Here is a 22,973-nt window from a genome sequence, read left to right as displayed (position 1 = left end):
CGGTTGGCCCGCGGGGCACAGGCGCCGCGGGCGGGCAGCCTCAGCCTTCCTTCTGGGCGGCGATGTCGTACTTGTACTCCGGCTTGGCACCCTCGCCGCCCGCCGCCGTCTGCTCGACGTACTTGTAGCCGAACCAACCGAAGTTGAGGCTGACGTTCTCGGTCAGGCGGTCTTCCCCACCGGAGCCGCCGAGCGACACGCTGGTCACGAGGATGTCCTTGAAATCAATGACGATGTATTCCATCTGCGTGCCGCCCGCCTTGCGGACGACCAGTTGCCCCTTCGGGATATGCTTGCCGGTGGTGGAATGCTGCCACAGGACGGGCGAGGACTTGTCGATCCATTTGGTGATGCTGATGTCCTGGAAGGCCGCCTTGCCGGAGCCGCTGCCCGAGCCCATGTGCGTCGAGCCCGAATTGCTGACGCCCCAGCTCCAAGCGAGCACGTCGATATCCTCTTTGCGCTTGTCGTCTTGGGCCTCGCCCTTGATGCCTTCCAGCTTCAGGAACATGTCAACTGCCATCGGATTTTCCTCTTTCTTCGCGTTGGTTGATGCGGGCCCCATGGCGCGCTTGGGCGCCGCAGGGCCGGGTTGGCGCCGGCCACGCTGCCGACGCGCTGACTTCGGGAGCCGTCAGCGTCAGCCGCCCTTCGTCGACGGCAGTTTCGAGACCAAGCGCAGCGACACGGTGAGCCCTTCCAATTGGTAATGCGGTCGCAGGAAGAACTTCGACGTGTAATAACCCGGGTTGCCCTCGACCTCCTCGACCACGACCTCCGCGGCGGACAGCGGCTTGCGTGCCTTTTGGATCTCGCTCGACGTCTCGGGGTTGCCGTCGACGTAGTTCATGATCCAGTTGTTGAGCCAAAGCTGCATATCGCCGCGCTCCTTGAAGGAGCCGACCTTGTCGCGCACGATGCACTTTAAGTAGTGCGCGAAGCGGCACGTGGAGAACAGGTAGGGCAGGCGCGCGGCGAGATTGGCGTTCGCGGTGGCGTCGGGGTCATCGTACTCGAACGGCTTCTGCAGCGATTGCGCGCCGATGAACGCGGCGAAGTCCGAGTTCTTCTTGTGGATCAGCGGCATGAAACCGTTCTTTGCCAGCTCCGCCTCGCGCCGGTCGCTGATGGCGATCTCGGTCGGGCACTTCATGTCCACGCCGCCGTCATCGGTGGGGAAGGTGTGCGTCGGCAAGCCTTCCACCGCGCCGCCGGACTCGATGCCGCGGATGCGCGAGCACCAGCCGTAGAGCTTGAAGGAGCGGTTGATGTTGGTGGCCATCGCATAGGCCGAATTCGCCCAGCAGTACCGGCTGTGGTCGGCGCCCTCGGTGTCCTCCTCGAAGTCGAAGTCGTCCACCGGGTCGGTCTTGGCGCCGTAGGGCAGGCGCGCCAGGAAGCGCGGCATCGTGAGCCCGATGTAGCGCGCGTCGTCGGACTCGCGCAGCGAGCGCCATGCGGCATACTCGGCGGTCTGGAAGATCTTGGTCAGGTCGCGCGGGTTGGCGAGCTCCTGCCAGGAATCCATCCCCATGGCGGTCGGCTTGGCGGCGGAGATGAAGGGGGCATGGATCGCCGCGGCGATCTTGGCCATCTCGCCGAGCAGCTCGACGTCCGGCGGGCCGTGGTCGAAGTCGTAGTCGCCGACGAGGCAGCCGAAGGGCTCGCCACCGAACTGGCCGTATTCCTCTTCATAGAGCTTCTTGAAGATCGGGCTCTGGTCCCAGGCGGTGCCCTTGTACTTCTTCAGCGTCTTGTGCAAGTCCTTTTTCGAGATGTTCATGACCTTGATCTTGAGCATCTCGTCCGTTTCGGTGTTGTTCACCATGTAGTGCAGACCGCGCCAGGCGCCTTCGAGCTTCTGGAAGTCCTCGTGGTGGAGGATCTGGTTTACCTGCTCGCTGAGCTTGGCGTCTATCTGCGCAATGAGCGCCTGGATGGTGTTGACGACATCGGCTGAGACGGTGACCGTGCTCGCGAGCGCTTGCTGCGCGAGGGTCTGAACGGCGGTCTCGACGGCCTCTTTGGCGCGGTCGGACTTCGGCCGGAACTCCTTCTCCAGCAGTGCGCTGAACGCGCTTGGCTCGAATTCGGCGGACTGGGCTTCCGCCTGAGCTTGGGTTTCGGCTTCGGCCATGGATCAGCCCTCCTTCTGTTCTTCGCTTGCGGCAGCGTCGTCGGCGGGCTTGGGTGCCGAGGCGAGCGATTGCAGCAGCGTCGGGTCGGACAGCAGCTTTGAGATCAGGTCCTCGGCGCCGGACTTGCCGTCCATGTAGGTGACGAGGCTCGCGAGCTGCTCGCGTGCCTGCAGCAGCTTGTTCAGCGAGTCGACCTTGCGGGCCACCGCGGCCGGCGAGAAGTCGTCCATACTCTCGAACGTAATGTCGACGTTGAGGTTGCCTTCGCCGGTCAGCGTATTCGGGACCTGGAAGGCAACGCGCGGCTTCATGGATTTGAGCCGGTCGTCGAAGTTGTCCACGTCGATCTCGAGGAACTTCCGGTCGGCGACGGCCGGCAGCGCCTCGGCGGGCTTGCCGGAGAGGTCCGCCAAGACGCCCTGCACGAAGGGCAACTGGACCTTCTTCTCGGCGCCGTAGAGCTCGACGTCGTACTCGATCTGCACGCGTGGCGCGCGATTACGGGCGATGAATTTCTGGCTGCTCTGTGGCACGTTCTAGCCTCGCTTTGCTTAAACTCAGGTTGCTGCGCTGTGCGGCGGCGATCAGGCCCGCGGCCTGGTCGGTGCGCTAGCCCGCCGCGTCGGGGAGAGGGCTCGGCAACATGCCCGCAGCGGGCGTCCGCGAAGCTTGACCGAGCTGCCGAGCCTGCCGCGCGTTGTCTGCAATGTCCCCCGGGCATGCGCCGGCGCCGGGAAGGCGCGCCACCCGGGGCGTGTCGCGTCGCGACGTCACCACCCGGACCCGCTGCTGCCGGCATCCTCGGGCCGCGGGCCGCGCAGCCCATCGACCGCTGCGAGACCATCCGGGGCAAGGTTCTTCACGATCTCGTAGAAATCCTTCGAAATCAGGCCCAGCGCACGCTCCAGCAGAATCGGGATGGGACTCGACGGCTCATGCGTTCGGTAGTAGGTGCACAGTGCCTCCAGTGCCCTGCGCACGTCGTCCGGGCCCGCGATCTCGCCGATGCCGGCGGCGGGCGCGGACCGGGCTGCGCCTAGGGCGACATCCGCGGCACTGCTGCCCTCGGCGGCCTCCTGCACCAGCTCTGCCGGAGCATCCGGGTGCAGGACAAAACCGTCGGCAAGCGCGCGCTGCGCACGCTTGATCAGCGTCGCGAGCGCGGACATGTCCGGTGCCGACGCGGCGCCCACCAAGCTCATCAGGCGCGCCTCGAGGTCGGCGAGCTTGGTTGCGGCGCGGTCGATCGCGGCCTTGGATGCGGTCAACTGGTCGATGTCCGCCGCGCGAATCGCAGCGTCGATGAGCGCGCGCTCGGGCGGTGCCTCCTCGCCGGCGGGGGCATGCGCGAGCACGCCTTCCGCCACGAGCAGATCGCGCAGCGAATACCGACCCATTACCGACTGCACCAGCGGTGCTTCACGCAGGTAGACAAGCGTCGTCTCGGCGTCCGCGAGCGACGCCACCACATTGACCCGCAGCGTGAAGTCGTCCGGCTCGTCCGGGTCCAGGCCGGGATGCACGTCGGCCCAGTAGCGTTCGAGCAGGCCATCCAGGTAAGCCAGGGCGTCCGCGAACCCGGGCCAGCCGAGCGTTCGCGCCGCGGCGTTGGCGAGCGTCGCGGCGACACGCAGATCCTTAGTCTCCTGACAGATCTCCAGGGCCTGTCGGCGCACCGCGTCCCAGTCCGGCTCCTGCGCCGGCACCACCGTGGTGCCGATCTGCTGCTCCGGCACCACCTGCGCGGCACGGTTTAGCGCATCTACGGCGCCGTACTCCAGATCTTCGCCGCAAGGGGCGTCCGCCGACACCGGGACAAGCAAGGCTTCGACGTCGAACAATGCTTGGGCCCTCAACACGTGACCTAGGGTCAGACGACTTAAGAGTCGGCCGTGGACTTGTCGGGCGGGACTTGTCGGAGTTGGATTCGGCCGTGGTCGGCCGGGTCCGCCCATCGGGGGGCGCCGCCACTGACTTCGCAGCATAGTCGAGCCCTAGGTTCGCGACAAGGTGACAAATTTCACAGCCGCCGAGGCGCCCGCGCAGGCTAAGGTAACGCCCCTACGTGCGGGGGCTCGGGGCTGCGGCTGCTGCCGTCCGCGCGTGCCGGCAACGACTCCCGCGGTTGAGCCGCGTGGCCTGTTGTCATACTGTCTGCCGCATTGCCGCTGCACCCCCGGCAGCGGGGGCGCGTCGGCGGCGACACCACGGAGCCTGCGACTATGCCCTCGTTCTCCCAGGCCGAGCGCGTCATCTCGGTGAAGACACCGCTGCCGGCGGATACCTTGCTGCTGAAAAGCGTGCTGGCGACGGAGCGACTCAGCAGCCTGTTCCAGCTCGAGCTCGATCTGCTCAGCGAGGATTTCGCCGTCGCGCCCGACCAGGTCCTCGGCCAGCCCATGACGGTTGCGCTGCGCCTGCTCGACGGCGGCACGCGCTGGTTCAACGGCATCTGCAACCGCTTCGCCTACGCCGGTACCGAGGACCGGCTGTGTCGTTATGGCGCGACCCTGGTGCCTTGGCTGTGGCTGCTGACGCGGAGCTCCGACTGCAAGATCTATCAAGGCATGCAGGTGCCCGACATCATTCAACAGGTGTTCCGCGACGCCGGCTTTACCGATTTCGAGCTGAAGCTGTCCGGCAACTATCCTGAGCGCGAATACTGCGTGCAATACCGCGAGACCCATTTCAACTTCGTCTCGCGGCTCATGGAGCAATACGGGATCTACTATTTCTTTACGCACGCGGACGGCAAGCATACGCTGGTGCTGGCCGATGCTTACGGCGCGCATGCGCCATTCCCCGGGCATGCGCAGATCCCGTTTCGTCCAGTAACCAACATCGCCGTGCGCGAGCAGGATTACGTGTATCGCTGGAGTCAGGCCATGGCGCTGCGCAGCGGTGCATTCGTGCACGACGACTATGATTTCACCAGCTCCCGGACCGATCTGTTGGGGCAGGCCGCCAACAGCCCGGGGCACACCCACGATGCCCTGGAGATCTTTGATTACCCGGGCCTCTATGCCAATGGCGAAAGCGGCGACGATTACGCACGGGTGCGCGTCGAGGAGCTGCAGGCCGATCACATCGTCGGGCACGGGGAGGGGGTGTCGCGCGGTGTCGCCGTAGGCTGCCTGTTCACGCTGGCGGAGCATCCCGTGGGCGAGCTGAACAGCGAGTATCTGGTTACCGCTGCCGAGCATCACCTGCGCTCAAGCGACTTTCTGACCAAAGATGCACCGGATGACGCGCCGGTGTACCGGTCGACATTCGAAGTGATCCCGTCCACGCAGCCCTTCCGGCCGCCGCGCGTCACGAAGAAATCGGCTATTCACGGCCTGCAGACCGCCGAGGTGGTCGGCAAGCAGGGCGAGGAGATCTGGACGGACCAGTTCGGGCGCATCAAGGTCCAGTTCCACTGGGACCGCTACGGGCGGAAGAACGAGGAGAGCTCTTGCTGGATCCGCGTCGCCACCGGCTGGGCCGGCAAGAACTGGGGTGCGATCTCCATCCCGCGCATCGGCCAAGAGGTCGTGGTCAGCTTCCTTGAAGGCGACCCGGACCGGCCACTGGTGGTGGGTTCCGTGTACAACGATGTGCAGATGCCGCCGTACGGGCTGCCCGCGAATCAGACCCAAAGCGGGGTCAAGACGCGCAGCTCCAAGGAGGCCGGTACCGCCAACTTCAACGAGCTCAGGTTCGAGGACAAGAAGGGCTCGGAAGACGTGTACTTTCATGCCGAGAAGGATTTCCACCGCGTCGTCGAGAACGACGACGATCTTAAGGTCATGAACAACCAGACCATCGAGATCACCCAGAACCGCACCGAGACCATCACCAAGGGCAACGAGACGCTGACCATCGAGAAAGGCAACCGCAGCGAAGAGATCTCGATGGGCAACGAGACCCTGAACATCAAGCAGGGCAAGCGCATCGTCGAGCTCGGCGGGGGCAATGACGCCTTGACGCTGAAGATGGGTAATCGCACTGTTCAGCTCGACATGGGCAACGACGATCTGAAGCTCAAGATGGGCAACCAGACCACCAAGCTGGACCTGGGCAAGAGCAGCACGGAGGCAATGCAGTCCATCGAGCTCAAAGTGGGTCAGAGCAGCATCAAGATCGACCAGATGGGCGTCACTATCAAGGGCCTTAATATTAAGATTGAGGGTCAGGTGATGGTGGACGTGAAGGGCGTCATGACGACGGTGAAGGGCGACGGCATGCTGACGCTGAAAGGCGGCGTCACGATGATCAACTGACGGATGACAAGACAGTATCCAACACCAACTGCCGACCAGCATCGCGCAGCGCGGCAGCCGGCATGGCCGCCGCAAAGCTCGACGGGAGCCGACGGCTATGACCGAAGCCAATGAGACCGTGACCGTGACCGCGGCGACGGCCGCGCAGGCCTTGCTCCCGGACCGGGCAAGGGCCATCTGTACCCGTCTGGGGCTCGACGTGGTGCACTCGCCGGTGCTGCAGCCGGGCATGTCGGCGCAGGACTTCCTCGGGGCGCTGGTGGCGGAGCGCCAGTACCTGGATGCCGTGACCTTCATGGCCGCGGCGCTGCCCACGCGCGAGGCAGTCTGGTGGAGCTATTCCTGCGCGCGCGAGCCGCGCGGGGGCGCGGCATCGTCCGCCACCGATGCAGCCGCGCTGGCGGCGGCGCTCGCCTGGGTGTGCGAGCCCACGGAGCACAATCGCCGTGCTGCCAAGGACGCCGCCGACGCGACCGAGCTGGCGACGGCCGCGGGCTTGGTCGGGCTCGCGGTCTTCTTTTCCGGCGGCAGCATCGCGCCGCCGGACACGCCGGCGGTGGAGCCCGCGGAGCACCTTGCTGCACAAACCGTGCGCGGCGCCGTCATGGCCGCAGCGGTTATGCATAAGCCCCAGCATGCCGAGGATCACTACCGCGATTTTCTGAAACTGGCCCTCGACATCGCCCAGCGACGCTTGCGCTGGGATCAGGCCGCGGACGGAGGGCGCTGATTGGACTGCCGGCCGCACGCCTCACCAGCATTCACCCGGCTCGCTCCTAGCGAGGCTTCGCCTCAGACCGAGGAGTCGTGCCCATGGCTATCGAAATCGCTATCGAAATCGAAATCGAGATCGAACCGAGTGGCGACCGATCCCGATCCCGATTTCGATCCCGACGCGCCCGCCGCCCAGTCGAAACTTGACTCATCTGCAAATGTTCGGCGCCGTCAAGCAATCCAGGCCAAATAACCTTCAAGCGGGTCCCCTGTCCAATGCCGGGCAGGCGACCTTTTCCGAGCGGCGCCGTCGGCGTCTCGATGCCACCCCAAGACCAGCAATAGGAGCACCCCATGAGCCATCGACATCGGCCGGACATCGGCCGTTGCAGCAGCGATTGTGACGAGCCCCCCGGCCGTCGCGAAGATGTGATTTCGCGTCGTCATCAGCGCGCGGGCAGCGCCGGCGCTCCACCACAGCCAATGATGGGGTTGTGGCCGTGCGCTCGCGTCTGTCCGGCGGCGCCTGCAGCGGTCCGGCGTGCACCCTCGCAGGCCTTTACCTCGGGCGCAGCCGCCGCCCTGGCGCTGAGTCTGTTGCTGGTGCCCGATTCCCGCTTGTTGTTGGCCCAGGAGGGCAGCTTCGAGTCCACCCCGGCGGAGCAGGAGGCGGAGCAGGAGGCGGAGCAGGAACAACCGGCGTCCGTGCCGCTCGACACCCTGCCCGGCCTCAGCGGGCCGCAGCGTGCCATGGGTGCGGCCGTGGATACCCTGTGCCCGCAGCTTTTGGCGCGTGCGCCGGCCGGGCTGAGCGCCGGTGAGCGAGATCTTCTCGAACAGTGTACGGCCATCATCACGGCCTCCGGCACTGATCCCGGCGATGCGGCCGCGGGTGTCGTCGCCCTTACGCCGGAGCAGGCAGTGGCGCCCCGGCGCGTGAGCGCGCAGTTGGTCGGCACTCAGGTGGACAACCTCGCCGCGCGGCTGCAGACGTTGCGCGCCGGCACCGCCGGCCGGGGCGGCCTGACCATGAATGGGCTGACCCTGCCGGGGCAGATCATCTCGGGGGCGGCGGCCGGCGCCGACGAGTACCAATTCGAGCGGCTCGCCTTCTTCGTCAACGGCAACCTCGGCTGGGGCAACAAAGACCGCAGCGCCAACGAGGACGGCTTCGACTACGACATCTGGGGCCTGACCGCGGGTGCCGACTATGTGCTTCTCGACGGTCTCGTCGCGGGCCTCGCCCTCGGCTACTCCTCCAGCAGTGTGGATATCGATGCCAACGGCGGCAACCTGGATGCGGACAGTTGGTCCTTGTCCGCCTACGGTACCTGGTCCATCGACGACAACCTGTACCTGGAGGCCGCCGCCGGCTATGCCTGGGGCAGCTACGATCAGGTGCGCAACGTCGACTACGGGCTGTTGGGCGGGCTGCGTGCCGCAACGTCCGACTACGACGGCAGCCAGTACAACTTCATGCTGGGTGCGGGCTACGACCTCGTCTTGGGCCGGCACATTGTCGATCTGTACGGGCGCCTCGATTATCTGAGCACCGACATTGATTCCTACACCGAGCGCGGCGCCCGCGGACTGGATCTGCGCATCCGCTCGCAGAGCTCCAGCTCATTCACCAGCACCCTGGGTGCGGCCTATCAGACCGCCATCAGTACGCAGCAGGCGGTGCTGATTCCGCAGCTCTGGGCGGAATGGGTACACGAGTACAACGACGGCGACCAGACCATCGGCGGCACCTTCGCCAACGATCCCAGCCAGGTCGCCTTCGTGCTCGCCACCGACCGGCTCGATACCGACTACTACCGCGTCGGCGTCGGCCTCGGGGCGCAGTTCCCGCGGGGCATCACGACCTTTGTGAATTACGAGGCCACCCTCGGCGTGCGGGACTACACCGAGCACAACATCAACGCCGGCGTGCGCCTCGCGTTCTGACGTGGCGGCTCGATGCCCGGCCCGCCGCGGCCGGCATCGAGCCCCAAACTGCCTCAGCCCGCTTCGCGACAGCCCCGGACGGGGCTCGCTATACTCGCCGCGCGTGCATCTCGCCCGCCCGCAGCCACTGCCGAGAGCGGCCAACGCCGCAGTCGCCGAGCCCCCATGCCCGTGACCGCCCCGCACAACGCACTGCCCATCGACAGCATGATCCTGGAGTTCCGGATCGTGCGGGTGCTCGGCGCGGGCGCCTTCGGCATCGTCTACGAGGCGCGCAACACCTACCTGCCGCAGACGGTCGTCATCAAGGAGTTTCTGCCGAGCGAGCTCGCCTACCGCGACCCGGAAGGCGAGGTCCGCCCCCTCTCCGCGGAGACCCAAGAGCTGTTCGACTGGGCGCGTCGGCGCTTCCTGCAGGAGGCCAAGAACCTCTGGGAGCTGGGCCAACCGGAGCGCCACCCGAACATCGTCCGCGTCACCCGCTACGGCGAGGCGAACGGCACCGCCTACATGTTCATGGACTTCGAGCAGGGGCGGCCCTTGTCCGGCATCCTGGACGAGCAGGGGCGGCTCACGGCGCCGCAGCTCGCGGCGATCATCGATCCGCTGCTCGACGGTCTGGAGCGGGTGCATGCGCTCGGCATCGTGCACCGCGACATCAAGCCCGAGAACATCCTGATCCGGGACGACTTCTCGCCGGTGCTCATCGACTTCGGCGCCGCGCGCAACCTGACCGGCCAAAGCGAGCGCTCCGTCGTCGCCGCCTACACACCCGTCTTTGCCGCGCTGGAGCAGCAGCAGGCCGTCGGCGAGCAAGGCCCCTGGACCGATATCTACGGCCTCGGTGCCACGCTGTATGTCGCCGTGACGGGCCGCAAGCCGCGCTCGGCGCCGGAGCGGCTGTTCGGCCTTACGCAGGAGCCTGCCGCCGATCTCGCCCGCGGCGACTTCCCGCAGACCTTCCTCCTCGCCATCGACCAGGCCTGCGCGCTGCGCCCGGAGGAGCGGCCACAGTCCGTTGAGGCCTGGCGGCAGCTCTTCGGCGGCGACGCCGGGGCGACGGTGCTCGCACCCAGACCCGGGGTCGCGGACGCGGCGACGCGCATCATCGAGGCCGACAGCAAGGCAACGGCGCCGAGCGCGCCGGCGCGGCAGCGGACAGCCCCCGACGCGCCGCCGCCGGCGCTGCGCAAGCGCCGGTCCGCCTGGCTGCCGGCGCTGCTGCTGGTGCTCGGGCTCGGCGGTGCCGGCTGGCTCTATCGGGCCGAGCTCGGCGACTGGCTCGCGGCCATGGGCTGGCTGACTGTCGAGGCACCAGAGCCCGAGCCGGAGCCAGAACCGGAGCCAGAACCGGAGCCAGAACCGGAGCCAGAACCGGAGCCAGAACCGGAGCCAGAACCGGAGCCCGAGCCAGAACCAGAACCAGAACCGGAGCCCGAGCCAGAACCAGAACCAGAACCGGAGCCCGAGCCCTCGTTGGTCGTCCCCGGCAGCCGTTTCTCGGACCCGATGGACGACGGCGGTGCGGGACCCATCATGGTCTGGATACCTGCGGCTGACTTCCGGCTCGGCTCTCCGGCCGGCGAGCCCGGGCGCAATGCGGACGAGCAGCAGGTGCCTGTTGAGATCCGACGACCCATCGCCATCGGCGAGACCGAGCTCAGCGTCGCCCAATATCGGCGGTTCGTTGCGGCGACCGGCTACCGCACCGAGGTCGCCGCCAGCTCCACCTGTCTGCGCCCGGACGACGACTGGGAGCAGCTCGTGCCCGACATCACGCTGAGCTGGGAGCGCCCGGGCTACGATGTGACGGAGCAGAGTCCCGTCGCCTGCATCACCTGGAACGACGCCATGGCCTACGCGGAGTGGCTCAGCGAGCGCACCGGCAAGACCTACCGGCTGCCCACCGAAGCGGAATGGGAATACCTCGCCCGGGCCGGCACCGACACGGCCCGCTTCTGGGGCAACGACGCCCGGCAGGGCTGCGGTCTCGCCAACACCGCCGAGTGCGATGACGACTACCGCTACGCGGCCCCCGTGGGCGTCTTCCCGCCGAACCCCTTCGGGCTGCGGGACACCCTGGGCAACGTCAGCGAGTGGACCTGCTCCGAGTACGATGCCGGCTACGGCGGCGCCCAGTCGCGCTGTGCCGCGCGGCCGTCGCTGACCGCGCCGCGGGTGTTCCGCGGCGGCTCCTGGCTGGATGCACCGGTGCTGGTGCGCGCCGCCGCCCGCGATGCGGCGCCCGGTAATCTCGGCCTCAGCAATGTCGGCTTCCGCCTCGCGCGCGAGCTGGACCGCAAGACCGAGCGTGCGGATGACGAACGTGCTGCCGCAAATGGTCCACCTCGGCCCTCGGCCCTCGGCCCTCGGCCCTAACCCCGGAGCCTCCCGCCATGCATCAGAAATTCCCTGTCCCCCGCGTGCTGCCCTTGCTCGGCTCGGCATCGCTCGCGGTGCTGCTTGGTGCCTGCGCCGGCACTGGCGGCGAGTCGGTGTATCAGCAGGCGGCGGGGCCGCGGGACGACGCCGCCACCGTGGAGCGGCTGGTGGCCCAGGCGGAGGACCTCACCGTGGTGGACTGCCTGCTGCCCGGCAAGATGCGCCGCATGGGGACCACCGTCACCTGGGTTACGCGGCCGCGACCGGTGAAGAAGACGGCCACGGACTGCGAGATCCTGGGCGGGCAGTACATCCTGTTCGACCGTGCCAACCCCGCCACGGCGCTGGCCGTCTGGCGCTCCGCCGCGGACGCCGGCGATCCCACGGCGCAGACCTATGTCGGCGAGATCTACGAGCGCGGCCTCACCGGCGCACCGAACCCGGCGGAGGCCGCGCGTTGGTACCGCAAGGCGGCGGACCAGGACTTCGACCGCGCCCAGCTTCTGCTCGGCAACCTGCACGAGAAGGGCGCCGGCGTGCCGAGGGACCCGGTGCAGGCGCTGGATCTCTACCGCAAGGCCGCCGGCCTCACCGAGGATAAGGTCGTCTACCTGCGCGAGGCCGTGGCCGTTGCCAAGGCCGAGTTCGAGGCCGAGGCCGCGGCGCGTGCCGCCGCCGCGGCACGCGCCGCGGCCAACCGGGCGCAGGCCCAGGCGCAATACCAGGCCGTGCGCCAGCGCACCGCCGCCGGTCGCCAGCAGGTGAGCCGCACCGAGGCGCAGGTGGCCCAGGCCAAGCAGGCCGTCACCAAGAGCCGCAGCACGCGGCTGTTGGACCAGCAGACACCGGCGGTGGCAGCCAACCGCCGGCTCGTGGACCAGTACGTCGCCGTCGCCGCCCAGGCGCAAGCGCAGCAGACCCAGGTGGCCGCCGCGCAGCGGCTGGAGAACCTCGCCGGTCCCGCGGTCGCGCAGAACTGACCGGAGGCCCGCTGGCTCGGCAGCGCCGACGACGCGCCGAGTCAGTGGGCCTCACGATGCAGCTTGGTTGTCATCGCTCCGGTAGCTCAGTTGGCCGTGTACGCACTAAGCCGGGGTGACCGGCTAATCACAAGCGCGCACGTAGGTGAAGACGAGTGTGTCGTCTGCGAACTTGCCCGTTGGTACGCATTTGGTATAGACGGGCCGCGATCCGCGTACAGTGACGCTTAATTGATCCCCGCTGACGGAGCCTTCAACGGGGTATTCAAGGGGGGTGCCAGGACAGTCCTTCGAGAACCTGCGTGCGGTGCCGACGTAGTCGTTTCCTTGCTTTCGACCGTTGAACAATAGGGTTCCGCTGGTTACGCCGGCTTCTCGCAGCACCGCCCTCGGATTTTCATAGTAGAACCATCGCTGATCTCCAGAAGCGACGAGGCGCATGATCGATCCGTTGTGGTTCCAGCATGAATCTGCTGTTGCTTGCATGGATGGCAACAGGAGCAAAAGCGCGAGAGCGATGGGGGTGGGGACGCGAAGCATTTTCCCTTCCTGCGCTGATTCTGTGGCGGTTAAGTTGGGGTAAGCGCCGACGCGCACCGGCAGCGACGGTTACGGAGCCCCAGCCGACGCCGGGCCGATGATCAGCTCGGGGAATCACGCATCGAGGCGCTCGGATCGAGTCGATACATCGTCTCGAAGACCTCAGCCCAGGTCAGGGCGTCGATCTGCGCGCGATGCCCTATCTCCGCCTCCGCCTGGCGCAGCGCCGTTGCGAAGGCCCTCTCCCACAACGCCTGGATCACCGCCTCGTTCAGGCTCGGTGTCTCCTCGCGAATGTCCGCGATCTCTTCGCGTGCGCTCTCGATGCTGGCGACCCAGCCCAGCGAGCGACGCTCAGGCTGGCTGCGCCATTTGATGACGTGCGCCATCAAGCGAACCAGTTGGCTTTTCAGCGCGCGCTTGTCCGACCGCGACATGGCGTCAATCAGCTCTTCAAGGCCGGCGACGGCTTCGGCCTGATCGCCAGCCTCCAGTGCCTGCCGAATGGCCAGCGCGGTGCGGTACTGGGAACTTGCGGACAGAGACTGCCAGTTTGTCGTCATCGGCGTGCTCGGCGAGAAGGCGAATAAGCTGCAAGGGGCTCAACGAACGCTCGTTGTCGTTGTCGCGTGGCCTTCGAGAGCGATTACGACAACGCCAACGAAAGAAACCACGACGGTCGCTTCAAGACCGTCGCCGTGCTCGGGCTGTCGCGCGGGGAGAGGCGGGGGTATCAGCCGCCAGCCGACCCCAGCGCCTCGCGCATCTGCCGGATGATGCTGTCGTAGCGGTGCGGGTCGGTGTCTTTGCCCTTGCCGAAGATGCCGGAGCCGGAGACGAAGGTGTCGGCGCCGGCGGCCTTGATCTCGGCGATGTTGTCCACCTTGACGCCGCCGTCGACCTCGAGCCGGATCTCGCGGCCGGAGGCGTCGATGATCTCCCGGGCCTGGCGCAGCTTCGTGAGCGCCGCCGGGATGAAGCTCTGGCCGCCGAAGCCCGGATTCACGGACATCAGCAGGATCATGTCCACCTTGTCGATGACGTATTCGAGATGGGACAAGGGCGTGGCCGGGTTGAACACGAGGCCGGCCTTGCAGCCCTCGCCGTGGATGAGCTGGAGCGTGCGGTCGATGTGCTCGCTCGCCTCCGGGTGGAAGGTGATGTACGTGGCGCCGGCGGCAGCGAAGTCCGGGATGATGCGGTCAACGGGCTTCACCATCAGGTGCACGTCGATGGGCGCGGTGACGCCGTGCTTGCGCAGCGCCTCGCACACCAGCGGGCCGATGGTCAGGTTCGGCACGTAATGGTTGTCCATGACATCGAAGTGGACGATGTCGGCACCGGCGGCCAGCACGTTGTCGACTTCTTCGCCGAGCTTCGCGAAGTCCGCGGACAGGATGGAGGGGGCGATCAGGTCTTCTGCGGCCATCGGGGTTCTCCGTGGGGGCTGGCCGAGCGGCGTGCGGCTCGGCTGGCGGGGTAGCTGAGACCGGGAACTTTAACCGATGCGCGGGCGCATTTCATGGCCGCGCCCGCGGGGCGAGCGCGGGCTCGCGGTCGCCCCGCGTGTTGAGCTGCTTAGCCCTCGACCGCCCCCTCGGCCACGGCGTCGTCCTCGCCGGCGTAGGGGATCTGTTCCTCGTAGTTCGCGACGTTCATCTCGATGGCGAAGAAGCACAATATCCACAGCAGCGCGTCGTAGAAGTCGAGCCAGCTCCCGTCCAGCCCCCACAGCAGTGCGTAGACGAACAGCGCCGCGTACAGCACCACCTTGATGGCGTTGCGCAGGTACCACTCCCAGCGGCCATAGCGGCCAGGCGCGTAGACGTCGTACTCCAGCACCAGCACGATCAGGATCCAGGTCCAGGCGTTCCACATATCGACGGCGCCGTGCTCGGCGATATGGGTGGCGCTGGAGTAGCCGAAGGCGCTCCAGAGCACCAACGCATAGGCAGCGATGCGCCCGCCGTGGATGCCCCAGCGCTCCCACTTGGACACATAGGGCTTGTCGAGCTGGCTGGTTTCCCACTCGAAGAGCAGGAGCAGCACCACCCAGGCCAGGCTATCCAGCCCTTCGGTGACGGTCTCGGTGAGTAGGAACAGCAGGATGTTGACGGCAAGCAGGCTGTAGACGGTCCACTTGAACCAGGGGAACCAGGCGGCCTGTTTCTGGACTGCGGCTGCGGTCATTGGTGCGTCTCTTGATGTGCGTTGCGAACGGGGATGCAGCGCTGGACGACGGCCGTGTCGCCGTCGAGCCGCCAGCGGATGTCGCAATCGTACAGCCGAATTGTGAACGCTTTTCGTTCCGGATAGCGGTCCATGTAGCCGGGCCTTGGGTCCTGCGCGATCATCTGCTCGATGAGCCTGGCCAGCGCGAGCCGCCCGTCCGGGTCGCGTGCCGCGATGTCCTGTGCGGCCTCCGCCGACAGCCGCACCGCGAAGGCGCGCGCCGGCTCCGCCTGCGCGAAGCCGCATGTGGCCTGCGGCAGGGCATCGGCATAGGCGACGTAGGGCTTGATGTCGAGCACCGGCGTGCCGTCCAGCAGGTCCACACCGGATACCGCGAGCGCGAGCCCGTCGGCGTCGTCCACCAGGCCATGCTGGGCGACCGCGGACAGGCCGATGGGGTTCGGGCGGTACGGCGCGCGGCTCGCGAACACGCCCACCGTGCGCCGGCCGCCGAGCCGCGGCGGGCGCACCGTCGGCTTCCAGCCGGCGGCGAGGCAATCGTCGTGGAACACCCAGAGCAGCCAGACGTGGCTGAAGCCCTCCAGCGCCGCGAAGGCCTCGCGCCGGGCGTAGGGTGGGTGGAGCACGATGCGGCCGGGCGCAGCCACGAGCCCGGGCTGGCGCGGAATGCCGAACTTGTCGGTGAAGGGCGTCCGGGCGATGCCGATGGGCTCGAAGCTGAACGCCATCATCGCCGCCGCTGCGGGCCCAAGAGCTGCTTCGGCTTCACCGCGCTGACGAGCACGTAGTCGAGCCCGCGATAGACGCTGGTGGCCTCAAAGCGCAGCGCGAGGCGTGCCGGCAGCCGCGCCACCGGGTGCAGGCGCAGCAGCGTGTCGGGATGCTCGGCCAGAAAGCGGTGCAACGGCGCGTAGACGTGCTCGCGGATGGACTCGATGCGGATCTGATCGAAGCCCGCCAGCGCGAGCTTTGAGTGATAGGTCGGCCGCGTGTAGGCGTTGTCCGGCGGGATCGCGAACTTGCCGGCGACCAGCCCCCAGGACAGCCGCTGCTCCAGCCGCGCCGGAAAGCCCGTCACGGCCGGCATCGGGATGATGTCTGCGAGCACGAGGCGCCCGCCCGGGCGCAGCACCCGCCAGGCCTCGCGGAAGAAGTCCGCGCGCGTCCGGAAGTGAAACGCGCACTCCAGCGCGACCACCTTGTCCACGCTGGACGATTCGATGGGCATGTCCGTCGCGGAGCCGTCGCGCAGATCAATCTGCTCGTCCAGCCCGAGCTTGGCCACGCGCCGGCGCGCAAGCTCCACCTGCGAGGCGGTGATGTTGAGGCCGATGATGCGCCCCGGCTTCAACGTTTGCGCCCACAGGATGTCCTGGTCGCCGAAGCCGAAACCGCAGTCGAGCACGGTGTCTTCGGGGCCGAGCGCCGCGGTTGCGCCCACCAGCATCGCCAGCGCATCGCTCGCGGCGTCCAGGTCGTGGGCGTCTCGCCAGTAGCCCAGGTTCAGGTACAGCCCGCGCTCCGTGGGCGAGCTGGTGGCGAGCAGGTCGTAGATACCGCTCGCATCCATGCCGTGGAATGGGTTAAAGAGCCAGTTCAGGTAGCCCAGGCCCTCGCGCAGGCGGCTCGCGGGCAGCGTTGTGTCGCGCATTGTTTCGTAGATCTCCGGCGAAGTTGGCGTAGAAGGTGGGGGCGGGAGCGCGTCGGCGCGAGGCGCCGCGGCACGCTGCGGTTGCACCGCGAACGCTATCGGGGCGAATGTCATTGCCTTGCTGCGGTCCTTTCGCCCTAATGCGCCGGGGCCTGCCCTGGCCGGGTCTGGTTGTATTCAGGCCGGATAGGGCTTACGCATGGACTCGGCGAAGCTGTCCTGCGCGCCACGCGGCGGATACTGCCGCGGGGCTGGCGCCTCGGGCGCCGATCGCCTGCCGCCTGCGAGCGGACGGTGACGCCGCGGCCACCCATCATCCTGCTGCCACCTCTACGGAGCGTTCCATGGCAACCGCTTACCGCTACACCCTGTTTCAGCGTTCACTGCACTGGCTCATCGCCTTGCTCGTGGTCGGCCTCCTGGCCGTCGGCTTCACCTTCTGGACCCTCGGCTACGAGGGCACCGTCGAGACCTTCGGCCAGGACATGACCAACACCCTGTACACCTATCACAAGACCTTCGGCGTGCTGCTGCTCGCGCTGATGTTGCTGCGCCTGGTGCTGCGCCGCGTGACGCCGCCGCCGGCCTACGAGAAGCCGCTGACCGGGTTCGAGAAGATTGCCGCCGGCGGCGTGCACCTGCTGCTGTACGGGCTGCTGTTGGCCATCCCCATCGGCGGCTGGCTGGCGACGGCGGCGGGCGGCTACCCGGTGGAGTTCTTCGCGTGGGAGTTGCCCGGTTTCATCGGCAAGAACGAGGCACTGAGCGCACAGCTCTTCATGGTGCACGGCTACGCCGGCCTCGTCGTTGCGCTGCTGCTGGTGCTGCACATCGGTGCCGGCCTCAAGCATTGGAAGCAGAAGGACGGCGTCATGCGCCGCATCAGCTTGCCGTGACGCCGGCCCGCAGCGACCGCGACCGGTGGCGGGCTCGGCCCGCCGCCGGACTGCTCGCCGCGCTGCTCGGCCTGGCGGCACTCGGCGCGGCAGTCAGCGCCGGGCCGGCCTCGGCGGCGGGGCCGGTGCTCAGGCTCGCCACCTGGAACATCGAGCACCTCGCCGCCGCCGACGGGGCCGGCTGCCGGCCGCGCACGCAGGCCGACTATCGGGAGCTGCGCGCGGTGGCCGAGGCGCTCGACGCCGACATCATCGCCGTGCAGGAGGTGCAGAACGCTGCCGCGCTGGCCCGCGTCTTCGACCCGGGCGTTTACGCCCACGTCGTCTCCGCGCGCCCCGAGCACGGTCGCGACGACTGCCGCGGCATGGCCGGCCAGCGCCGGCTCGCCCAGCGCACCGGCTTTGCGATTCATCGGGCGCGGCTCGCGCACCAAGGCCTCGACTACCGGGTGCTGCCCGCCTTCCGCGCGCTCGGCGACGACGGCCGCCGCTGGGGTGTGCGTATCCAGATCGAGGGCGCAGACGGGCCGGTGCTGGAGCTGATGTCGATTCATCTCAAGTCCGGCTGCGCGTACAACCGATTGGATCGCGACGTGCGCCGGCACCAGTGCGAGATCCTGATCCGCCAGCGCGGCATCCTGGAGGAATGGATCGACGCCCGCGCCGCCGCCGACACCCCCTTCGTCGTGCTCGGCGACTTCAACCGCCAGCTTGATCAGCGCAACGATCACTTCTGGGCCGACATCGACGACGGCGAGGTCTGCGACTGGCGTCCCGACCCCACCCTGGGCCGGCGCTGCAAACCCGGCAGCACGCGCCGCGACGCCGATGCCGACCTGGTCCTCGCCGGCGCCGGCCGGCCCTTTCCGTACGCCTACAACCCGCGCTATCCGTACGCCATCGACCACATCGTGCTCGGCGGGCCCGCGGCGGACTGGCTCGTACGCGGCAGTTGGGAGGTGCTTGGCTACCAGGCCAAGCCCAAGCCGTCGGATCACCACCCCATCGCGGTGATGCTCAAGCTGCCCTGACGGAAGCGACCGGCGGCATCCGCGTCGGCGCGCCGTCGTCCGCCGTCCGCATCAGGGGCGCAGCGGGTCTGCGTCCGCCGGCTCGCCCGCGGTTGGCGGTGTCTCCAGGTCCAGCCGCCGTGCCAGCCAAGGGATGGTCCAGCCCTGCAGCACCAGCGACGCAATGACGACGAGGAACACCACGTTGAAGAAATCGGTGTCGATGGGGCCGGGGCTCAGCACCGGGATGATGGCGAGAAAGATCGGCACCGCACCGCGCAGGCCCACCCAGGCGATGAAGAGCCGCTCCCGCAACCGATAGCGGAAGGGCGCGAGGCAGACCGCCACGGCCACGGGACGGGCGATGAAGATCAGCACCGCCGCGACGCCGGCGGCGTGCAGTGCCTCGGCGCCCAGATCCGAGGGCGTGACCAGTAGCCCGAGCAGCAGGAACATCAGGATCTGGCTCAGCCACGCGAGGCTGCCGTGGGTGATGTCGAGCTCCTGGCGGTGCGCGTCGGTGACGCGCTGCATGGTCAGCACGCCGCACAGGTACACCGCGAGATAGCCGCTGCCGCCCGCGAGCTGCGTCGCCTCGAACAGCGCGAGCGCGGCCGCCAGCGCGAGCACGCCGTAGAGTCCGGCCGCGAGCCGCAGCCGATTCACCAGCAGCCCGAGCCCAAGCCCGCCCGCGACACCCGCCAGCGCCCCAATGCCGATCTGCTGCGCAAAGCTGCCGGCCAGCGCCCAGGACAGGCTGTCCACGCCGCCGCCGGCGTCCACGATGGTCACCAGCGTCAGGGTTAGGAAGATCGCCATCGGGTCATTTAGGCCGGACTCCACGACGATGGTCTCCATGACCCGCGCGCGCAGCCGAATGCCACGCCCTTGCAGCAAGAGAAAGGTCGCCGCCGCATCCGTCGAGCCCACCACCGCGCCGAGCAGCAGAGCGACGAACAGCGGCATGCCCGCGAGCCAGCCCGCGAGCCCGACGACCCCTGCCGTGACCATGACGCCGAGTGTCGCCATGGACAGCGCCGGCCCGATGCAGACGCGGATGTCCGCCGCCCGCGTGCCCAGTCCGCCCGCGAACAGGATCACCGCGAGCGCGATGCTGCCGAGGTCGTACACCAGATCAAAGTCGTTGAGGACATAGCCGCCCGGCCCGTCCTGCCCCGCCAGCATGCCGATGCCTAGGAACAAGAGCAGGATCGGCGCCCCGAGCCTCGTCGCGAGCGGGCTGACGACGACACTGAGCAGCACGACCCCCGTTGCCAACAGCACGGCGAGTTCCAGCGTGAGGTCCAGAGATGCGGTCATGGGTGATGCTCAAGCGCTGATGCGCCGACTCGGCGGCGTCTGATCGGGGTCCCGGGCCGCTCTCCGCAGGCATGGCCCGCGCGCAACTCAGAGCGCCCGGGCGATGTCCTGGTCCGTCGGCGGCTCGGGGATCGGCTCGGCGCCGTCGGTGACGGGCGCTGCCGGCGTCGTGCTCCAGTCCTCCTCGCCGTAGATGTCGGTCAGCACGGCAGGGGTGAGGCCCGAGGGCTCGCCATCGTAGACGATGCGACCGGCGCGCAGGCCGACGATGCGCATCATGAACTGCTGCGCCAGCACCACGTCGTGGATGTTGACGATGGCGGCGAGGTGGCGCTCGGCGCAGATCTCGCGCAGCAGGCGCATGATCTGCCGGCTGGTCTTGGGGTCCAGGCTCGCCGTGGGCTCGTCCACCAGGAGCAGGTCCGGCTCCTGTGCCAGCGCCCGGGCGATGCCGACGCGCTGGCGCTGGCCGCCGGACAGGGCGTCGGCGCGCTTGTCCGCGTGCTCGGTGAGGCCGACGCGGTCCAGCAGCCGAAAGGCGCGGGCGATGTCGGCGGGCGGAAAGCGCCGCAGCCAACTGCGCCAGAAGGGCACGTAGCCGAGCCGCCCGGACAGCACGTTCTCCATGACCGTGAGCCGCTCCACGAGCGCGTACTCCTGGAAGATCATGCCGATGCGCCGACGCGCGCGGCGAAGCCCCCGGCGGCCGAGGCGCGAGACCTCCACGCCGTCGCCGGTGTCGCCGTGCAGCAGCACCTGGCCGGTGCTCGGCTCCACGAGCCGGTTGATGCAGCGGATCAGCGTCGACTTGCCGGCCCCGGACGGGCCGATGAGGCCGAGCACCTGGCCCGCCGGCACCGTCAGGTCCACGTCGGCGAGGGCGAGGTCGCCGGTGCGGTAGCGCTTGCCGAGCCCGCGGAGCGTGATCCGCGGGCCCGGGGCGGGCTCACTTGCAGTTGTACGAGACACCGGTGGCGGCGTCGATCTTGCGGATCATGTCCCAGTGCTGCTGGTAGGCGATGGGGACGAACTTGGCTTCGCCGGATTCCTTGAACTCGGCCTGCAGCGCGGAGCCCTCCCAGGGGAAGCTGAAGAAGGCCGCCTTGATCTGCTCGGCGAGCTCCGGCTTCAGGTTGTAGACGTGGCCGTAGCCCGTGGTCGGGAAGGTCTCGGACGCATAGATGCTGACGATCTGCTCCGGTTCGACCACGTCGCGCGCGAGCATGCGCTTTAGCACCGAGTTGGCGATGCTCGCCGCGGGATAGTCCTTGTTGGCGACGCCGAGGATGGAATTGTCGTGCTTGCCGGAGAACACGGGCTCGAAGTCGCGCCCGGCCTCGAGGTCGAACTCCGATTGCAGGATGGCGGACGGCGCCTTGTAGCCGGAGTTGGAGGTCTCGGCCGTGAAGGCGAGCTGCTTGCCCTTGATGTCCGGCACCTGCTCGATGCCGCTGCCGGGGTGGGTGATGATCTCCATCTCGTAGCCGTAGCTGTCGTCCTCGGCGGCCATCATCGCGAAGGGCACGAAGCCTGCGCAGTTCACGGCGAGGGGATTGGAGCCCGTGTTGAAGCCGGCCACGTGCAGGCGCCCGGCGCGCATGGCCTCGATCTGCGCGGCGTTGGACTGCACCGGGAAGAACTGGACCTTTTTGCCAGTGGCCTGTTGCAGGTGCTCGATAAAGCCCTGCCAGACCTCGGCGTAGACGGCCGGGTCCTCGACCGGCGTGTAGGCGAACACCAGGGTGTCCGGGTCGATCCAGTCCGCCGGGTCGCTCGGCGCGTCGGCGACGAGGTCGCCGTCGGCGTCGGTGAAGCGGGGGTCGAGGGCGAGCGCGGGCAGCGCGGCGAGGGCGCAGCCGAGCGCCAGGGTCGCGGTGAGCAGCCGGCGGCGCCGGGGCAGCGGGGTTTGCAGCGTGGACGTAGGCATGGCTCGGATAATCCCTGGGTTTGCACGAGTCGGAAAAACCCCGCGATCCTAGCTGCGGAATGTGACCGGGGCATGACGACGGCGGGGCGTGCCACAAGGTGTGCGACGCGGCTGGGGCTGCGATGGGGCGGGGCGCAGTGGCGACGGGCTCTGCGGTGGGCCGTGCCGAGGCTAGTCGATGGCGAGGATGTGCAGGCGGCTGTCGCCGAGCTCGATGCGGTCGCCGACCTTAAGGGGATGATCCGCAGCCACGCCCTGTCCGTTCAGCAGCGTGCCGTTGGCGCTGTCCAGATCCATCAGCGTCAGGTGGTTGCCGGTGTCGCCGGGGACGACCGCGATGCGGGCGTGCTTGCGTGAGACGCAGTCGTCCGCGAGGGGCAGGTCGGCGTCGGTGGCGCGGCCGATGACGGCCCAGTTGCAGATCTGCATGCTGTGCTCCGAGGCCGTGCCGTCCGCGCGCTCGATGCGCAGCCGCAGCCTTGCCTCGCGCCGCTTGCTGATGAGGGTGGTCTGCTCCTGCACCGGCGCCGTGGCGGTCGCATGGCGGCCCAGGGCGGTGGTGAGGCGCGGCGCGTGGCCCCGCAGCAGGTCGCAGAGCTGCCGGCGTCCGGCCTCCGGATCATCGCGAAAGTCCAGGAACTGCAAGGTACCGAGGCGCAGGTGCGCGTCGGCGGGGTCGCAACTGCGGGCCATGATCGGGAGCACGCGCCCGCGCTTGTTCTCGAAGGCCCAGTGCGTTTCCGCCTGCACCCACTCCGACTTCACCGCGTCCGGCGAGAGCACCACCACGAACCAGTCCGCCTGCAGCAAGGCGCGGCGGATCTGCTGCTCCCAATCCGACGCCAGGCGCACGCTGGTAGCCGAGCACCAGGCGCAGTAGCCGAGCTCGTCGAAGACGCCCTTGACGTTCGCGAACACGAAGTCGAGGTCTTTCGACGAATGACTGATGAAGACGTTCTTCATGGCTGCCCTCGCAGGCCGGCCGTGCATGGGCGGGTCAACAGGCTCTCGTC

The 22,973-nt window shown here is 68.1% G+C and carries 20 protein-coding genes; 7 read left to right on the top strand and 13 right to left on the bottom strand.

Translation table 11 applies throughout. From position 1 onward, the window contains the following. Window positions 1-40 precede the first annotated feature (40 nt). The 4 genes from ML01_RS03700 to tssA form a co-directional block, all read right to left on the bottom strand. Window positions 41-565, bottom strand: a complete 525-nt coding sequence (locus ML01_RS03700) for a type VI secretion system tube protein Hcp (protein ID WP_305825867.1) — start codon at window positions 563-565, stop codon at window positions 41-43. Window positions 566-640: 75 nt separating this feature from the next. Next, on the bottom strand, window positions 641-2,137 hold the full coding sequence (tssC, locus tag ML01_RS03695; protein WP_058554051.1) for a type VI secretion system contractile sheath large subunit: 1,497 nt from the start codon (window positions 2,135-2,137) through the stop codon (window positions 641-643). Window positions 2,138-2,140: 3 nt separating this feature from the next. Next, window positions 2,141-2,671 carry a type VI secretion system contractile sheath small subunit gene (gene tssB / locus ML01_RS03690; RefSeq protein ID WP_058554050.1) on the bottom strand — a complete coding sequence of 177 codons (531 nt, stop codon included), beginning with the start codon at window positions 2,669-2,671 and terminating at the stop codon, window positions 2,141-2,143. Between the two features lie 237 nt (window positions 2,672-2,908). Beyond that, window positions 2,909-3,994 carry a type VI secretion system protein TssA gene (tssA, locus tag ML01_RS03685; protein ID WP_162267957.1) on the bottom strand — a complete coding sequence of 362 codons (1,086 nt, stop codon included), beginning with the start codon at window positions 3,992-3,994 and terminating at the stop codon, window positions 2,909-2,911. Between the two features lie 366 nt (window positions 3,995-4,360). Here tssA and ML01_RS03680 point away from each other — a divergent pair, with 366 nt between their 5' ends. From ML01_RS03680 to ML01_RS03660, 5 genes are all read left to right on the top strand, one after another. Next, window positions 4,361-6,400, top strand: a complete 2,040-nt coding sequence (locus ML01_RS03680; protein ID WP_082673926.1) for a type VI secretion system Vgr family protein — start codon at window positions 4,361-4,363, stop codon at window positions 6,398-6,400. Window positions 6,401-6,497: 97 nt separating this feature from the next. Further along, complete coding sequence (locus tag ML01_RS03675) at window positions 6,498-7,130, top strand: hypothetical protein (protein ID WP_058554048.1); 633 nt, start codon at window positions 6,498-6,500, stop codon at window positions 7,128-7,130. A gap of 587 nt (window positions 7,131-7,717) precedes the next feature. Continuing rightward, the gene (locus tag ML01_RS03670; RefSeq protein ID WP_162267956.1) at window positions 7,718-9,061 is read left to right on the top strand and encodes an autotransporter outer membrane beta-barrel domain-containing protein; all 1,344 of its coding nucleotides are present in this window, start codon (window positions 7,718-7,720) and stop codon (window positions 9,059-9,061) included. A gap of 165 nt (window positions 9,062-9,226) precedes the next feature. After that, the gene (locus ML01_RS03665; RefSeq protein WP_058554046.1) at window positions 9,227-11,440 is read left to right on the top strand and encodes an SUMF1/EgtB/PvdO family nonheme iron enzyme; all 2,214 of its coding nucleotides are present in this window, start codon (window positions 9,227-9,229) and stop codon (window positions 11,438-11,440) included. Window positions 11,441-11,457: 17 nt separating this feature from the next. Beyond that, window positions 11,458-12,423 (top strand): tetratricopeptide repeat protein, encoded by a 966-nt coding sequence (locus ML01_RS03660; protein ID WP_058554045.1) that lies wholly within the window; start codon window positions 11,458-11,460, stop codon window positions 12,421-12,423. 641 nt (window positions 12,424-13,064) lie between these two features. Here ML01_RS03660 and ML01_RS03655 read toward each other — a convergent pair. The 5 genes from ML01_RS03655 to ML01_RS03635 all read right to left on the bottom strand — a co-directional run bounded on the left by ML01_RS03655 (window position 13,065) and on the right by ML01_RS03635 (window position 16,807). Beyond that, on the bottom strand, window positions 13,065-13,526 hold the full coding sequence (locus tag ML01_RS03655; protein WP_058554044.1) for a DUF29 domain-containing protein: 462 nt from the start codon (window positions 13,524-13,526) through the stop codon (window positions 13,065-13,067). Window positions 13,527-13,696: 170 nt separating this feature from the next. Next, window positions 13,697-14,392, bottom strand: a complete 696-nt coding sequence (gene rpe / locus ML01_RS03650; protein WP_058554043.1) for a ribulose-phosphate 3-epimerase — start codon at window positions 14,390-14,392, stop codon at window positions 13,697-13,699. 149 nt (window positions 14,393-14,541) lie between these two features. Next, window positions 14,542-15,153, bottom strand: a complete 612-nt coding sequence (locus tag ML01_RS03645; RefSeq protein WP_058554042.1) for a hypothetical protein — start codon at window positions 15,151-15,153, stop codon at window positions 14,542-14,544. Beyond that, window positions 15,150-15,884, bottom strand: coding sequence for a tRNA (N6-threonylcarbamoyladenosine(37)-N6)-methyltransferase TrmO (gene tsaA / locus ML01_RS03640; RefSeq protein ID WP_058554151.1), 735 nt, complete (start codon window positions 15,882-15,884; stop codon window positions 15,150-15,152). The genes ML01_RS03645 and tsaA overlap by 4 nt, the downstream gene beginning before the upstream one ends. Next, entirely contained in the window at window positions 15,884-16,807 is a 924-nt protein-coding gene (locus ML01_RS03635; protein ID WP_058554041.1) for a methyltransferase domain-containing protein, read from the bottom strand. The genes tsaA and ML01_RS03635 overlap by 1 nt, the downstream gene beginning before the upstream one ends. Before the next feature lie 344 nt (window positions 16,808-17,151). Here ML01_RS03635 and ML01_RS03630 point away from each other — a divergent pair, with 344 nt between their 5' ends. Then, entirely contained in the window at window positions 17,152-17,703 is a 552-nt protein-coding gene (locus tag ML01_RS03630) for a cytochrome b (protein ID WP_058554040.1), read from the top strand. After that, window positions 17,700-18,734, top strand: coding sequence for an endonuclease/exonuclease/phosphatase family protein (locus tag ML01_RS03625; protein ID WP_058554039.1), 1,035 nt, complete (start codon window positions 17,700-17,702; stop codon window positions 18,732-18,734). Before ML01_RS03630 ends, ML01_RS03625 begins: the two co-directional genes overlap by 4 nt. Before the next feature lie 51 nt (window positions 18,735-18,785). Here the strand turns inward: ML01_RS03625 and ML01_RS03620 are convergent, their stop codons facing one another. From ML01_RS03620 to ML01_RS03605, 4 genes are all read right to left on the bottom strand, one after another. Then, window positions 18,786-20,033, bottom strand: coding sequence for a potassium/proton antiporter (locus tag ML01_RS03620; protein ID WP_058554038.1), 1,248 nt, complete (start codon window positions 20,031-20,033; stop codon window positions 18,786-18,788). An 87-nt stretch (window positions 20,034-20,120) separates the two neighbouring features. Further along, complete coding sequence (gene phnC, locus ML01_RS03615; protein ID WP_254045127.1) at window positions 20,121-21,002, bottom strand: phosphonate ABC transporter ATP-binding protein; 882 nt, start codon at window positions 21,000-21,002, stop codon at window positions 20,121-20,123. Further along, window positions 20,980-21,960, bottom strand: coding sequence for a phosphate/phosphite/phosphonate ABC transporter substrate-binding protein (phnD, locus tag ML01_RS03610; RefSeq protein WP_058554037.1), 981 nt, complete (start codon window positions 21,958-21,960; stop codon window positions 20,980-20,982). Before phnD ends, phnC begins: the two co-directional genes overlap by 23 nt. 171 nt (window positions 21,961-22,131) lie before the next feature. After that, window positions 22,132-22,923, bottom strand: coding sequence for a TIR domain-containing protein (locus ML01_RS03605; RefSeq protein ID WP_058554036.1), 792 nt, complete (start codon window positions 22,921-22,923; stop codon window positions 22,132-22,134). Window positions 22,924-22,973: the final 50 nt, after the last annotated feature.

The organism is Thiohalocapsa sp. ML1 (genome assembly GCF_001469165.1).
In the GTDB taxonomy this organism is placed as follows: domain Bacteria; phylum Pseudomonadota; class Gammaproteobacteria; order Chromatiales; family Chromatiaceae; genus Thiohalocapsa.
This window is presented reverse-complemented; position numbering and strand designations above follow the sequence as displayed.

What these genes read in the sequence shown, in the direction of transcription:
- ML01_RS03700 (WP_305825867.1), bottom strand. Translation starts at nt 565, where the DNA reads ATGGGGCCCGCATCAACCAACGCGAAGAAAGAGGAAAATCCGATGGCA.
- tssC (WP_058554051.1), bottom strand. Translation starts at nt 2,137, where the DNA reads ATGGCCGAAGCCGAAACCCAAGCTCAGGCGGAAGCCCAGTCCGCCGAA.
- ML01_RS03680 (WP_082673926.1), top strand. Translation starts at nt 4,361, where the DNA reads ATGCCCTCGTTCTCCCAGGCCGAGCGCGTCATCTCGGTGAAGACACCG.
- ML01_RS03675 (WP_058554048.1), top strand. Translation starts at nt 6,498, where the DNA reads ATGACCGAAGCCAATGAGACCGTGACCGTGACCGCGGCGACGGCCGCG.
- ML01_RS03665 (WP_058554046.1), top strand. Translation starts at nt 9,227, where the DNA reads ATGCCCGTGACCGCCCCGCACAACGCACTGCCCATCGACAGCATGATC.
- ML01_RS03660 (WP_058554045.1), top strand. Translation starts at nt 11,458, where the DNA reads ATGCATCAGAAATTCCCTGTCCCCCGCGTGCTGCCCTTGCTCGGCTCG.
- ML01_RS03655 (WP_058554044.1), bottom strand. Translation starts at nt 13,526, where the DNA reads ATGACGACAAACTGGCAGTCTCTGTCCGCAAGTTCCCAGTACCGCACC.
- rpe (WP_058554043.1), bottom strand. Translation starts at nt 14,392, where the DNA reads ATGGCCGCAGAAGACCTGATCGCCCCCTCCATCCTGTCCGCGGACTTC.
- ML01_RS03645 (WP_058554042.1), bottom strand. Translation starts at nt 15,153, where the DNA reads ATGACCGCAGCCGCAGTCCAGAAACAGGCCGCCTGGTTCCCCTGGTTC.
- tsaA (WP_058554151.1), bottom strand. Translation starts at nt 15,884, where the DNA reads ATGGCGTTCAGCTTCGAGCCCATCGGCATCGCCCGGACGCCCTTCACC.
- ML01_RS03635 (WP_058554041.1), bottom strand. Translation starts at nt 16,807, where the DNA reads ATGCGCGACACAACGCTGCCCGCGAGCCGCCTGCGCGAGGGCCTGGGC.
- ML01_RS03630 (WP_058554040.1), top strand. Translation starts at nt 17,152, where the DNA reads ATGGCAACCGCTTACCGCTACACCCTGTTTCAGCGTTCACTGCACTGG.
- ML01_RS03620 (WP_058554038.1), bottom strand. Translation starts at nt 20,033, where the DNA reads ATGACCGCATCTCTGGACCTCACGCTGGAACTCGCCGTGCTGTTGGCA.
- phnD (WP_058554037.1), bottom strand. Translation starts at nt 21,960, where the DNA reads ATGCCTACGTCCACGCTGCAAACCCCGCTGCCCCGGCGCCGCCGGCTG.
- ML01_RS03605 (WP_058554036.1), bottom strand. Translation starts at nt 22,923, where the DNA reads ATGAAGAACGTCTTCATCAGTCATTCGTCGAAAGACCTCGACTTCGTG.